Below are 13,004 nucleotides of genomic sequence, written 5' to 3'. Positions count from 1 at the left end.
TGGAGAAAATACCCGGATCAAATACGCCGATGATGTCTCCGGCATACGCCTCCTCGATGATCTTTCTGCTCTCCGCCATCAGCTGCTGGGGCTGGGTCAGACGGATCTTCTTCCCGCCCTGGACATGGTTCACTTCCATTCCAGCCTCAAACCTTCCAGAACAGATCCGCATGAACGCGATCCTGTCCCTGTGGGCCTTGTTCATGTTGGCCTGGATCTTAAATACAAAGGCGGAAAACTTTTCATCAAACGGATCCACCTGGCCGTCCAGAGTCTTTCTGGGAAGCGGGGAGGAGGTCATATTTAAGAAATGCTCCAGGAAGGTCTCCACGCCGAAGTTGGTCAAAGCCGAACCAAAGAACACCGGAGAAAGCTCGCCGCGGTTTACCAACTCCTGGTCAAATTCATCGCTGGCTCCGTCTAAAAGCTCGATATCGTCCCTGAGCTGGGCATGGTAATCCTGGCCGATGATGGAGTCCACATCCGCGCCCTCCACGTCGAAGGTCCTGCTGGCCACCTCCTTCTGGCCTCCCATGGCGGCCGTGAAGGTGGTGATCTGCTTTGTCTGACGGTCGTATACGCCCTTAAAATTCTTGCCGCAGCCGATGGGCCAGTTGATGGGGCAGGTATGGATCCCCAGGACCTCTTCGATCTCGCTCATCAGCTCAAAGGGATCCCTGGCCTCCCGGTCCATTTTGTTCACAAAGGTAAAGATCGGGATATGGCGCATCACACAGACCTTGAAAAGCTTGATGGTCTGTGCCTCCACACCCTTGGAGCCGTCGATGACCATCACCGCCGAGTCCGCAGCCATAAGGGTCCGGTAGGTATCCTCCGAGAAGTCCTGATGGCCCGGCGTGTCCAGGATATTGATGCAGTAGCCTTCATAATTAAACTGTAAAACCGAAGAGGTAACGGAAATTCCCCTCTCCTTCTCGATCTCCATCCAGTCGGAGACCGCATGCTTTGTGGCCTTCCTTCCCTTTACGGTTCCCGCCAGATTGATGGCTCCTCCGTAAAGAAGGAATTTTTCAGTCAGTGTCGTCTTACCGGCGTCCGGGTGCGAAATGATCGCAAAGGTGCGCCGTCTCTTTATTTCATCTGCAAAAGCTGCCAATGGAAAACCTCCAATTCAAACGTCTTAAAATCACAACATCCTTATTTTGCCAATAAATTCACCATTCGTCAAGTATAATCTGGGCCAGACCCGTTCCGTCTTAAAAATCCTCCGGATCCTTCCTCTCCATTCCAAAAACAGCGTCCAGGATCCTTCCGGCCACGTCCTCCTTGGACATCTTGGGAAGCTCCGTCTCCTTTTCTCTGGTGATCAGCGTCACCACGTTGGTATCGGTGCCGAAGCCAGCCCCGTCCACCTTCAGGTTATTGGCCACGATCATATCCAGCTTCTTCTTTTCCAGCTTTGCCCTGGAATTTTCCAGCATATGCTCCGTTTCCATGGAAAAGCCGCAGAGGAACTGGCCCTCTTTCTTATGCTCTCCCAGCCACTTTAAGATATCGTCGGTGCGCTCCAGCTGGATCGCCATATCCCCGTCCTTTTTCTTTGTCTTTTCCGTATTGACGAATTTAGGCCGGTAATCAGCCACCGCCGCTGCCTTTATGATGGCGTCCTGCCCTGCGCTCCTGGCGGTCACGGCCTCAAACATCTCCTTGGCGCTCTCCACCGGCACCAGGTCCACGAACATGGGCGGCTTCTCCTCCGCCGGTCCTGTGACCAGAGTCACCTGGGCCCCCCGGTACGCAGCGGTCTTCGCAATGGCGTATCCCATCTTCCCGGTGGAGTGGTTGGTGATGTAGCGGACCGGATCGATGGCCTCCCTGGTGGGACCGGCGGTCACTAAGATCTTTTTCCCGGCCAGATCCTTTTCATACCGGATCTCCTTTAAAATATACTGGAGCAGTACCTCCGGCTCCGGCATTTTCCCGGCTCCCGTATCCCCGCAGGCCAGATAGCCGCTGGCCGGGGAGATCACCTCCATCCCGTACCGTTCACAGATCCTTAAATTATCCTGGGTGATGGGATTTTCAAACATCCGGGTGTTCATGGCAGGGCTTATGATCTTTTTGCAGGTGCAGGCCAGGACGGTGGTGGTCAGCATATCGTCAGCCAGGCCATGGGCCAGCTTTGCGATCACATTGGCAGAGGCCGGAGCCACCAGCACCACATCCGCCAGCTTTGCCAGGGAAACGTGCTCCACGGAAAACTCAAAATTCCGGTCAAAGGTGTCCACCAGGCACTTGTTCCCGGTCAGCGTCTCGAAGGTAATGGGATTGATGAAATTGGTGGCGTTTTCTGTCATGATCACATGGACATCGGCCCTTAATTTTTTCAGCGCGCTGGCCAGATAAGCGATCTTATAGGCCGCAATACTCCCTGTCACGCATAAAAGCACTGTTTTTCCCTTCAACATTTTGGAATCCTCCGTTGTATTTCCGATTATTTTGTGGTAAAATCACTTTCATTAAAAAATAATGATCGTACATAGCACTTAATTATATCACTTACGATTCAAATGTGGAAGGAGTTTTCTTTATGATTTTAGCCGTAGACATGGGAAACAGCAATATCGTCGTGGGCGGGCTGGATGACCAGTCCACATATTTTGAAGAGCGGATCACCACCGACGACCGCAAGACAAGCCTGGAATACGCCATCATGCTGAAAAACATCCTGGAAATACACAAGGTAAAACGGAGCGACATCGAGGGCTCCATCATCTCCTCCGTTGTACCGCCCTTAAACGCCCCTCTTTCCTCGGCCGTAAAAAAGATCACCGGAAAACGGCCGTTTTTAGTGGGATCTGGCATGAAGACCGGCTTAAATATTAAAATGGACAACCCTAAGGCCGTAGGCGGCGACCGGATCGTGGCTGCGGTGGCTGCCATTGCAAGATATGAGGGCCCCATCATCATCATCGACATGGGGACCGCCACCACTATGGATGTGGTGGATAAGGCAGGCTCCTACATCGGCGGCGTGATCCTGCCAGGTGTCAAGGTCTCTTTAAATTCCCTGGTGTCCAATACGGCCCAGCTTCCCAGGATCAACCTGGATGTTCCCAAACGGACCATCGGAAAAAATACCATCGAGTGTATGAGAAACGGCATCATGTACGGCAACGCCGCCATGCTGGACGGGCTCATTGACCGGATGGAGGCAGAATTAGGAGAACCGGCGACTCTGGTGGCCACCGGAGGCATGTCCCGGTTCATCACTCCCCTCTGCACCCATAAGATCATTTACGACGCGGATCTCCTGCTGCGGGGCCTTCTGATCCTTTACCGTCAGAACATGACAGAATAACCCGTTAAAACAGGCCTGCAGAATTTACCAGCCGGCCTCCGGTATAATCCTTACCAAAACCGTACATCATTCTCAATATAGCAAAATCCAGAGAATGATCCAGGAGGTAAGGATATGTCCGGTTATAAGGTTGAAATATGCGGAGTCAATACGGCCAAGCTGCCGTTACTTACCACAGAAGAGAAGGAAGAGCTTTTTAAAAGGATCCTGGCCGGCGATAAGCAGGCCAGGGAGGACTATATCAAAGGAAATCTGCGTCTTGTGTTAAGCGTCATCCAGCGCTTCTCCGGAAATAACGAGAACGTGGACGACCTGTTCCAGATCGGATGCATCGGCCTAATCAAGGCCATCGACAATTTTGACATCACCCAGAACGTCCGTTTCTCCACCTACGCGGTCCCCATGATCCTTGGGGAGGTCCGCCGGTATCTCCGGGACAACAATTCCATCCGTGTCAGCCGCTCCCTGCGGGACACTGCCTACAAAGCCATCTACGCCAGAGAAAACCTCATGAAAAAGAACATGAAAGAACCCACCATCATGGAAATCGCTGATGAGGTGGGTCTGAGCAAAGAGGAGATCACCTATGCCATGGACGCCATCCAGACGCCCATGAGCCTTTATGAGCCTGTCTATACCGACGGCGGCGATCCCCTTTATGTCATGGACCAGATCAGCGATAAGAAAAACAGGGAGGAAAACTGGATCGAGCAGCTTTCCTTAAACGAGGCCATGAAACGGCTCCCGGACCGGGAGCGGAACATCATCCGCATGCGCTTTTATGAAGGCCGCACCCAGACCGAGGTGGCGGAGGAGGTGGGCATCAGCCAGGCCCAGGTCTCCAGGCTGGAAAAAAATGCACTGAAGACCATGCGGAGCTATCTGTCCTGACCGCTCCCCTTCTTTTATATGGCTTCTGATCCCCGGAGCTTTTTAAGGACCGCCTCCTCCGATGGGATACTGGGGATCCCTCCAGGCATTTCTGTGGACAGGCTGGCCGCTGTGGATGCGAAAGCGCCCATGGCGGCCAGCTCTTTTTCATCCAGCTCCTCCGGCGCTTTCCCGGACTTTAAAAGCCAGGCCACGGCGCTTCCCCCGAAAATATCCCCGGCTCCCGTGGTGTCCACCGGCGTCACTCTGGGGCAGGCTGCCCGGGCGGCCGCCTTTTCATTGGACAGATACGCACCCCTGGGGCCCATAGTCACCATGGAAAGCTTTACGCCGAATTCCTTCTGGAGCTTTTCAGCCGCCTTCTCTTCGTCGGTGATCCCCCAGAGGAATTCCGCCTCCTCGTCGCTGATCTTCACCACATCCGCCTGGGAAAGCCCCCAGAGGATCTGCTCCCTGGCCTCGTCCGGCGTGTTCCACAGGGGAAGCCGCAAATTCGGATCAAAGGTGATCCACTTTCCCTTTTTCCGGGCGTATTCCACCGCCCGTTTCGTTGCTGTGCGCACCGGCTCGTCTGTGAGGCTTAAGGTGCCGAAATGAAATACCTTTGCCTGGTCGATGATCTCCAGGTCCAGCTCCTCAAAGGAAAGCTGCGTATCCGCCCCCGGCTTTCTGGCGAAGCTGAATGACCGGTCTCCTCCGGCGTCAAAGGTAACAAAGGCCAGGGTCGTGAGCACCGAGCTGTCCTGCCGGATCCCCTTTGTCTCGATCCCGGCCTCCTTAAGGGTATTTATGAGCAGCCCGCCAAAGGCGTCCGTTCCCACCTTGCCCAGAAATGCCGTCCGGAGCCCGTATTTACTTAGAGCCGCCAGGAAATTTCCCGGCGCTCCGCCCGGATTTGCCTTCATGGTGGAATACCCGGCCGCATCCGTATCCCTGGCTGCAAAATCGATCAGAAGCTCTCCGATGGCTGTCACGTCGTACATGGTGAATTCCCCCTTGTGTGGTAGATTTTAAAGAAATTATAGCAGTGGACGGGATCAGATTCAAGAACGAATGATGGGGGGCAGAAATGTTTTCTATATTTTAGAATGATATGATTTCCATATATTTCCATTTTATTATGTAATATAAGATATTTAGAAAAAAGGAGGCCACCATTGGATACATATACGGTTGATCTGGAATCAATGGGAAAGCGGATCCGGGAACTCAGAAATACCCAGAACAAAGCCCAGGAAGTGTTTGCTGATATGATACATATTTCATCGTCTTATCTCGCACTGATTGAACAGGGAAAACGTACTGCCAGTCTGGATGTAGTTGCCCAGATTGCGTATACCTGCCATGTCTCTGTTGATTATCTTTTATTCGGAAAACAGGAATCCCCTTCATCAGAAAATTATAAATTTTTCAATATACTCTGCCGCCAGTATTCTGATACAGAAATCAAGCGTGCCTTGAAACTCTTCGCCTTCTATCTTCAGCTTGATAAAGAAAAAGAATACCCATAGACCAGACAGCCGCATCTTCTCTCCCATACGCAGCTGCCCCTTATTTTTACAAGCACAGTAATCCTAAGATTAGATATGGCTAAACACCGGAAAATGTTTGTATTTAATTCATGGATTATGTTATACTGTATTTTAGAAAGGGGCAGCAATTATGAATATACGAAAAATTACTTTTGGGAACTTTAAGTCCCTGTATAACGCAGCCTTCGAACCTGGTAAAGTCAATGTATTTATCGGTGCCAACGGTTCTGGAAAAACTACGATCCTGGAAGCGATCGGTTTATTAAGTGCGGCTATGACCGACCGTGTCGATTCTTCCAGCCTCCAGCGCAAAGGCGTGCGCCTCAGTATTCCCTCGCTTTACAAATCCAGTTTTAAGGATCTTAAGAGACAACGATCCATGATCGATCTTTCCCTGGAATGGGAAGATGACTGCTGTACAGATAAATTCCGTTACGATGTACATCTGACAACTCCTACTGATACCGACTATTGGAAATACCACTCTGAGGCATTTCTTCAGAACGGAGAAAAAATATGGGGACGCAGCAATGCCTCCCAGCAGCAGTCCAACAGTTATATCGGCTTCTTTCTCATTGATAATGACCCAGAACTGACAACCGGCCGCAAAATCGCGGAGGATTTTTCATCTTACGGTATTTTCCAGCCAAACACCTTGACTTTGAGAGGCACGATCCCAGATCCCAATCAGGTTTCTCCTGTCGGATTGAATGGCGGACGTCTGGCCGAGGCGATCCGGACACTGATCCATGAAAACGACGGGGATCTGTTTTTCGGAAATTTATATATGGATGACATCCTTGACATGATCGACTGGGCCTCCGATATATCTGTGGATACGCCAAAAAAAACAACGATCAACGCCAATATCCCCACAACACGCCAGGTCATTGAATTTACAGACCGCTATATGAAGGATACCGCTCGTTTTACCGGTTATGATGCCAGCGAGGGAGCCTTATATGTCCTGTTCATGCTGACGCTTGCCATGCATCCCATGGGTCCATCTATTTTCTCAGTAGACAGCTTTGACCACGCGTTAAATCCCCGCCTGGCAAAAAAAATGATCCAGGTGTTCTGTGAACAGATTATCCAGAATAATAAGCATGTTTTTCTGACCACCCATAATCCGCTGGTACTGGATGGACTGGACCTGCAGAATGACGATATACGGCTGTTTGCCGTAGACCGTGACAGTAACGGATATGCCCAGATCCGGCGGATTTCTGTTTCCCAGGAGCTGATCGATGAAGGTCTTCCTTTATCCAGGCTCTGGATCAGCGGAAGACTGGGAGGTGTTCCATCACTGCTATGAAAAATATAGGGATTATTTGTGAAGGTCCAACCGACTACATCATCCTTAAAAATGTTATTAATCTTATAACCGGAGATACCAACTATTTTGTACTGCTTCAGCCTGAGCCTGATCTGCGCGGACAATACGGAAACGGATGGAAAGGCGTCTGGAAATGGTGTCATGATTACGCCAGTATCCGGATGCAGCTTATGGATAAAATTCAGCCCACGTTGGACTTTCTGGTCATTCAGATGGATGGTGACGTATCCAGAAAGGAGAAAGTCTCCCATTGCGGGTGTGGCTCAGTGAAATGCCCCCTCCAAAATATCCGGAATCCTTTGGAGTGTGACATTAAACCAGAATACCGGAATAACTGCCCTGTCTTGCTTCCCTGCCCTGAGCACAACGCACCCGTTTCCAGTTATATGGAACACCTGAAGTCTTTGATCCGTTCATGGTTAAAAGAAATAGACCGTACCTGCATCGTTATCCCCTGCGACAGCACCGAAGCCTGGATCGCTGCCGCCTACGATAACCTGCCCGAAATTGAATTTATGGAAAACCCCTGGGAAAATGTCATCGCTAAGAAGAAGATATATCATGGTATACGAATTTCCGGAAAAAACAAACGAGCCCGGATTTTTGAACAGTTTGCCCCAGTTGTCTGTAAAAACTGGGACCGGGTAACAGAACTCTGTCTGAGCGCACGGGAATTTGAACGAGATATCTCTCTTCTTGGCAGATAAACAAAAATAGCAGCCGCACCGGATTTCTCCGATGCGGCTGTCCTCTCCTACTTCTCAAAATAACAGTCTCCCAGATAATGGAGGGCTGTATTTTTATTAAACTGGAATCCCTTAAGATCCGCCCTTCTTCCCACCATATTGCTCTTATAATACAGCGGCACCCACGGGCAGAGCTCATTTAAGCGGACCTGGAGGTCCCTATATGTCTGAAGCCTCTTCTCCCGGTCTGTTTCCATGCTGGCGGCGTCGATCATTTCATCCACCTTTTCATCCCTGAGATATGCCCGGTTTCCGTTCATGCCGCAGTTTTTTGAATGGAACAGCGGCGTCACACTGTATTCCGGATCACAGGTGGTATTGGTCCAGCCCAGGATCAGGAGCTCATGCTCTCCGGCGTTGATCGCATCCTGGAACGCGCCCCACTCGTAAACGTTGATGTCCACGTTGACGCCGATCTGGGCCAGCTGGGCCTGGACCACCTGGGCGGTACGGTTCCTCACGTCTCCGGATACGTACATCTTAAGATCCAGCCCGTCCCCATAGCCTGCTTCTGCCAGAAGCTCCCTGGCCTTTTCCAGATCCTGGGGATACGGCTGCACTTCCTCATTCCACCCCGGCAGGGTCTTTGCAATGAAGGAGCTGGCCACCTCGCCGCGGCCTTCTACGATCGTATCCACAAATTCCTGGCGGTTCATGGCATATGTAATGGCCTGGCGCACCCGGACGTCATCCAGTCCCTTTTTCGTGGTATTGAACGCCATGAATTCCACTGAAGCCGACGGCCAGCTTTCCAGTACCAGCTCATCATTGGCTTCCACGTTGGCGGCGTCCACCGGATCCACCGTTAAGATCACGTCGATCTCTCCCGTTTCCAGGGCAATGGTCCTGGCGCTCCCCTCGGGAATGATCCGGTTGGTGATGGAAGTGGCTGTGGCCGGTCCGTCAAAGTAATCGTCAAACCGCACCAGCGTCCAGTGATCGTTGGGGACCCATTCCTTAAACATGAACGGGCCCGTTCCTATGGGCTCTTCCCCGTATGTCTCCCCGGCCTCAGTCACAGCCTTCTCCGACAGGATCTTCATGCTGGTGTCATTGAGGACATAAAGAAGGGACGGATATGGACGGGAAAGATGGATCGTCAGGTCATAATCCCCCTCCACCGAAACATGGTCGATGGCCGACGCGTTGGACATGGCCTTGGGCATGGTCTTGGCCCGCTCCAGGCTGAATTTCACGTCGCTGGCCTTCAGCTCCTCCCCATTATGGAACTTCACGCCTTCCCGGAGCTTAAATTTATAGGTCTTGTCATCCACCATCTCAAAGCTCTCCGCCAGGTCCCCCACGACCTCCCGGTTCTCATCGATCTTTACCAGGCCGTTATAAATGTGGCGGTTCAGCGTTGCAGACGGAGAATCCACTCCCACCTGGGGATCCATGGACCGGATATCGCTGGTGTTGGCAGAAATAATATCCGTCCGCCCAATGGACGGCTCCTTCTCCCCCTGGCTGGCTTCCTCTAACGCCTTTTCCGTCTCCGTCCCCGCTAAAGCCGTCGTTTCCCCCTTTGGCTCCGCCGCTGTTCCAGTATCTCCCCCGCTGTTTCCGCAGCCCGACAGCGCCATGACGCCAGCCACCGCCAGCATCGTCAGTTTCCCATACATACCTTTCCTCATACAGTGCTCCTCCTTGTATATAGTTTTTACATATTCCCCTCTTGATTTTCCCACCGGGCGGTCCACCTTCTGCAGATCTCCGAAACCTGCTTCATCTGCCCTGTGAGCCGGTTCCTCTGACGCACGAACCTGGTCTGCACCGCCAGATAATATTCCTCTTCCGTATTTTCCCGGGTCAGTCCCTCTGCCATGGCAAGCCCGGAAAAGACAGGAGCCTTCACCGCCGGATCCTGGTGGTACGGACTGGACGCCGTATAGGTGATCCTCGCCAGCTCCCCGGCAGTCTCCAGAATGGCGTCATCTGTATTTTCCTGGCCTTCCATGGACGCTTCAAGATCCATGACCGCCTCCCTCAGCCTGCCAAGCACCGGCCACACCGGAGAAAGGTCAAAGTCTCCGCCAAGCCTCTCTTCAATGGCGCGGAGGCGGGACTCCATAAAGTCCACAAATCCGCCCATGTCTGCCGGGAGCTTCCCGCAGTTCGCGAAGAATGCCGCCAGCTCCCCAATGACCCTTGTATCCCGCAGCGCCACCTCCGGATCCACCTTATCAAAGGTATCCTCTCTGGTGTGCCACCAGTAAAACATTTCATGATCCTTTTTTATAAACTTCGGCATAATGGCAAAGGGAATATCCGCTCCCCAGAAGGTCTGGTCTGCAAACCGGGTCATGGGCACCGGCGGATCCGGCTCCCCCTCGTTGAATCCCTTCAGGAATTCCCGGTCAAAGTCTGCTCCTTCCAGCATGGACGTCTGGAACCCCACCACATCAGAGCCCTTGCAGCCGCAGATATCCATATTGATATGCGCCACACAATTTTCCTTCAGCTCCTCCCAATGGTGGTCGTAATACCAGGCGGATCCGGCATAACGGCCGTCTGAATGGCCGGACCACCAGGCGAACACCACTGACCGCTCCAGCCGCTCCCGGTTCTCCTGGAACACTCTGGCAAGCTCCATCATGGCGGCGTTGGCCACTCCGTTATCCGTGGCCCCCTCATACCAGGAATCATAATGGCCGGAGACAAGTACAAATTTTTCCGACCTTCCCTGGATCCGCGCCACTGGCATGGTGCTGGAAACGATCCCCTGGCACATCTCAATGCTGAGACGCACGGTCAGCGGACCGGACTCCAGCCGTTTTTGCAGCTCCTCCCCAGCGTTTTTCCCGATCTCCGCGAACGGGATCCCTGGATAATGCCAGGACAGATCCTCCGGCTCCGGCGTTCCCCAGACTCCCCCCAGAGTCCCATGGTGCGCCAGGTCCGCGTGCCAGATGGTGAGCACCCCCAGGGCTCCGGCCCGTTTTGCCTCACACGCAAACGAAAAGCTGTTCTCATACGTCAGGACCAGCTTCCCGGAAAAACCGGCCATCCTGGCCCTCTGCTCTCTCTGGCTGCAGCCTCCGGCCGCGCTGGTCCGGTCAAAAACCAGCTCCGCCTCCAGATCCTTCGCTGTCCCGCTGTATACATACGGGGTCAGAGGAACAGCCTCCCCTGTCCCGTCCTCCAGGACCCGCAGATACGCCGCTCCGGGAAGGCTCCGGTATACCTGATATTTTTCCCGTTCCACAGGGATCCCCAGCTCCTCCATCCGTTCCGCGATCCGCTCGGCTGCTTCCTCTCCGTCTCTGGAGCCCGTATACCGTTCCAGGCGGCAGAACATCTCCACATCCTTCATGATCCGCGACTTGTCCAAGGCTCCGCTGACCGCTTCCGAAAATTCGGTTTTTTTATATAAAATCCTTTTTTTATCTTTTATTTTCTTCATCTCCTTTTATAAATATTAAAATATTTTCATATATTCATAGTATCATCTGATTATTTTTCCGTCAATAGATTCATTCACAAAAACAAAAAGAAAGTGTACAGTTCCCTTTTTTCGGTTATCTGCACACTTTCTCTTATTTTCATTGAATCTGTCTCCCGGCGCGCCGTTCCGGTCTCCTTACCGCTTCACCAGCAGAGATTTCCCAGTCATCTCCTTCGGCTGCTCCATACCCATGAGCTCGATGAGCGTCGGAGCAATATCTGCCAGGCAGCCGCCCTCTCTGAGGCCGTACTCTGCGCCTGCATTCACCAGGATAAACGGCACCGGATTCGTCGTGTGGGCCGTAAACGGTTCTCCGGTCTCATAATCCACCAGCTGCTCCACATTTCCATGGTCTGCGCAGATGAACATTGCGCCGTCCGCCTTTTCGATGGCCTCCACGGCTCTTCCCACACAGGCGTCCACAGCCTCCACCGCCTGGATGGCCGCGTTCTCCACTCCCGTATGACCCACCATATCCGGGTTGGCAAAGTTGATGATGATCACATCATATTTTCCAGAGCCGATGGCCTCCACCAGCTTATCGCACACCGCCGGGGCGCTCATCTCCGGCTGCAGGTCATAGGTGGCCACCTTGGGGGATTTCACCAGGATCCGCTCCTCTCCCGGATTGGGCTCCTCCACACCGCCATTGAAGAAGAAGGTCACATGGGCATACTTCTCTGTCTCCGCGATCCTGGCCTGGGTCATATGGTGATCCGCCAGGAACTGGCCCAGGGTATTGGTGATGGCTTCCTTTTTAAAGGCCACCAGCTTATTGGGGATGGTCTCATCGTAATCCGTAAAGCAGACGTAGACCAGCTCCAGTCTCTTATCCCGGTCAAAGCCTGTGAACGCATCGTCACAGAACGCGCGGGTGATCTCTCTGGCCCGGTCCGGACGGAAGTTGAAGAAGATCACAGAGTCCTTATCCTGGACCAGACCCACAGGCCGTCCGTTCTCAGTGATCACCGTGGGAACCACGAACTCGTCGGTCTTTCCTTCATCATAAGACGCCTGTACGGCCGCAGCGGCGCAGGGATCCTGCTTTCCCTCTCCCTTTGTAAGGGCCTTGTAAGCCAGCTCCACACGATCCCAGCGGTTATCCCGGTCCATGGCGTAATAACGGCCCATGACAGAGGCCACCTTACCGACGCCCAGTTCCTTCATTTTTCCTTCCAGCGCCTCCACAAACTCCCGGCCAGAGGAGGGAGGCGTATCCCTTCCGTCCAGGAAGCAATGGACAAACACCTTATCCAGTCCGTTTCTTCTGGCCAGCTCCAGAAGCCCGAAGATATGGGTCATGTGGCTGTGTACGCCTCCGTCGGATACCAGTCCCATCAGATGAAGGGCAGAGCCGTTCTTTTTACAATTCTCCACTGTCTTTAAAAACTCGCTGTTTTCAAAGAAATCCCCATCCTCGATGGCCTTTGTGATCTTCGTCAGCTCCTGGTATACGATGCGGCCTGCGCCCATGTTCAGATGCCCCACCTCAGAGTTGCCCATCTGCCCGTCGGGAAGCCCCACGGCCAGCCCGCTGGCATTTCCCTCCACAAAGGGGCATTCCTTCATCAGCCGGTCCATCACCGGGGTATTGGCCTCCAGGACCGCATTTCCCCGCTTTTCCTTATTTAATCCATATCCGTCCAGGATCATCAGTACAACTGGTTTTCTGCTCATATATTTCTTCCACTCCTTTATTGGTCTGTATCCTTTAGAAACGCTTCTATTGTAT

The 13,004-nt window shown here is 52.8% G+C and carries 11 protein-coding genes; 5 read left to right on the top strand and 6 right to left on the bottom strand.

Translation table 11 applies throughout. The annotated features are described in order from the left end of the window. Positions 1 to 1,117 (bottom strand): peptide chain release factor 3 (locus WIH05_RS11505; protein WP_337425410.1); only part of this gene is annotated, 1,117 nt, incomplete at its 3' end. A 100-nt stretch (positions 1,118 to 1,217) separates the two neighbouring features. Then, positions 1,218 to 2,429: a bifunctional phosphopantothenoylcysteine decarboxylase/phosphopantothenate--cysteine ligase CoaBC gene (gene coaBC, locus WIH05_RS11500; RefSeq protein ID WP_337425409.1), complete on the bottom strand. Its 1,212-nt coding sequence runs from the start codon at positions 2,427 to 2,429 to the stop codon at positions 1,218 to 1,220. 122 nt (positions 2,430 to 2,551) lie between these two features. On the opposite strand from coaBC, the gene WIH05_RS11495 reads away from it, so the two are divergent. Beyond that, on the top strand, positions 2,552 to 3,322 hold the full coding sequence (locus WIH05_RS11495) for a type III pantothenate kinase (RefSeq protein ID WP_337425408.1): 771 nt from the start codon (positions 2,552 to 2,554) through the stop codon (positions 3,320 to 3,322). Between the two features lie 114 nt (positions 3,323 to 3,436). Then, positions 3,437 to 4,213 (top strand): RNA polymerase sporulation sigma factor SigG, encoded by a 777-nt coding sequence (sigG, locus tag WIH05_RS11490; protein ID WP_022273790.1) that lies wholly within the window; start codon positions 3,437 to 3,439, stop codon positions 4,211 to 4,213. 14 nt (positions 4,214 to 4,227) lie between these two features. Here the strand turns inward: sigG and WIH05_RS11485 are convergent, their stop codons facing one another. Beyond that, positions 4,228 to 5,196: a carbohydrate kinase gene (locus tag WIH05_RS11485; protein WP_337425407.1), complete on the bottom strand. Its 969-nt coding sequence runs from the start codon at positions 5,194 to 5,196 to the stop codon at positions 4,228 to 4,230. A 174-nt stretch (positions 5,197 to 5,370) separates the two neighbouring features. On the opposite strand from WIH05_RS11485, the gene WIH05_RS11480 reads away from it, so the two are divergent. The 3 genes from WIH05_RS11480 (at position 5,371) to WIH05_RS11470 (ending at position 7,788) form a co-directional block, all read left to right on the top strand. Continuing rightward, a complete protein-coding gene (locus WIH05_RS11480; RefSeq protein ID WP_022273788.1) occupies positions 5,371 to 5,724 on the top strand; it encodes a helix-turn-helix transcriptional regulator in 354 nt (117 codons plus the stop codon). A 151-nt stretch (positions 5,725 to 5,875) separates the two neighbouring features. Beyond that, positions 5,876 to 7,060, top strand: a complete 1,185-nt coding sequence (locus WIH05_RS11475; protein WP_022273787.1) for an ATP-binding protein — start codon at positions 5,876 to 5,878, stop codon at positions 7,058 to 7,060. Then, positions 7,057 to 7,788 (top strand): hypothetical protein, encoded by a 732-nt coding sequence (locus WIH05_RS11470; RefSeq protein ID WP_022273786.1) that lies wholly within the window; start codon positions 7,057 to 7,059, stop codon positions 7,786 to 7,788. The genes WIH05_RS11475 and WIH05_RS11470 overlap by 4 nt, the downstream gene beginning before the upstream one ends. 47 nt (positions 7,789 to 7,835) lie before the next feature. Here the strand turns inward: WIH05_RS11470 and WIH05_RS11465 are convergent, their stop codons facing one another. The 3 genes from WIH05_RS11465 to gpmI form a co-directional block, all read right to left on the bottom strand. Continuing rightward, complete coding sequence (locus WIH05_RS11465; RefSeq protein ID WP_022273785.1) at positions 7,836 to 9,461, bottom strand: ABC transporter substrate-binding protein; 1,626 nt, start codon at positions 9,459 to 9,461, stop codon at positions 7,836 to 7,838. A gap of 26 nt (positions 9,462 to 9,487) precedes the next feature. Continuing rightward, entirely contained in the window at positions 9,488 to 11,158 is a 1,671-nt protein-coding gene (locus WIH05_RS11460) for a M28 family peptidase (protein WP_337425406.1), read from the bottom strand. Positions 11,159 to 11,407: 249 nt separating this feature from the next. Further along, on the bottom strand, positions 11,408 to 12,949 hold the full coding sequence (gene gpmI / locus WIH05_RS11455; RefSeq protein ID WP_022273782.1) for a 2,3-bisphosphoglycerate-independent phosphoglycerate mutase: 1,542 nt from the start codon (positions 12,947 to 12,949) through the stop codon (positions 11,408 to 11,410). Between the last annotated feature and the right edge of the window lie 55 nt (positions 12,950 to 13,004).

Source organism: Alitiscatomonas sp. (genome assembly GCF_037242085.1).
In the GTDB taxonomy this organism is placed as follows: Bacteria; Bacillota; Clostridia; order Lachnospirales; family Lachnospiraceae; genus Alitiscatomonas; species Alitiscatomonas aceti.
Note: the sequence above shows the minus strand (reverse complement) of the source record. Positions and strands in the feature narration are given on the sequence as shown.

Bases quoted from the DNA above. Each gene is read 5' to 3' on its own strand.
- coaBC (WP_337425409.1), bottom strand. From the start codon at position 2,429: ATGTTGAAGGGAAAAACAGTGCTTTTATGCGTGACAGGGAGTATTGCG.
- WIH05_RS11495 (WP_337425408.1), top strand. From the start codon at position 2,552: ATGATTTTAGCCGTAGACATGGGAAACAGCAATATCGTCGTGGGCGGG.
- sigG (WP_022273790.1), top strand. From the start codon at position 3,437: ATGTCCGGTTATAAGGTTGAAATATGCGGAGTCAATACGGCCAAGCTG.
- WIH05_RS11485 (WP_337425407.1), bottom strand. From the start codon at position 5,196: ATGTACGACGTGACAGCCATCGGAGAGCTTCTGATCGATTTTGCAGCC.
- WIH05_RS11475 (WP_022273787.1), top strand. From the start codon at position 5,876: ATGAATATACGAAAAATTACTTTTGGGAACTTTAAGTCCCTGTATAAC.
- WIH05_RS11470 (WP_022273786.1), top strand. From the start codon at position 7,057: ATGAAAAATATAGGGATTATTTGTGAAGGTCCAACCGACTACATCATC.
- WIH05_RS11465 (WP_022273785.1), bottom strand. From the start codon at position 9,461: ATGAGGAAAGGTATGTATGGGAAACTGACGATGCTGGCGGTGGCTGGC.
- gpmI (WP_022273782.1), bottom strand. From the start codon at position 12,949: ATGAGCAGAAAACCAGTTGTACTGATGATCCTGGACGGATATGGATTA.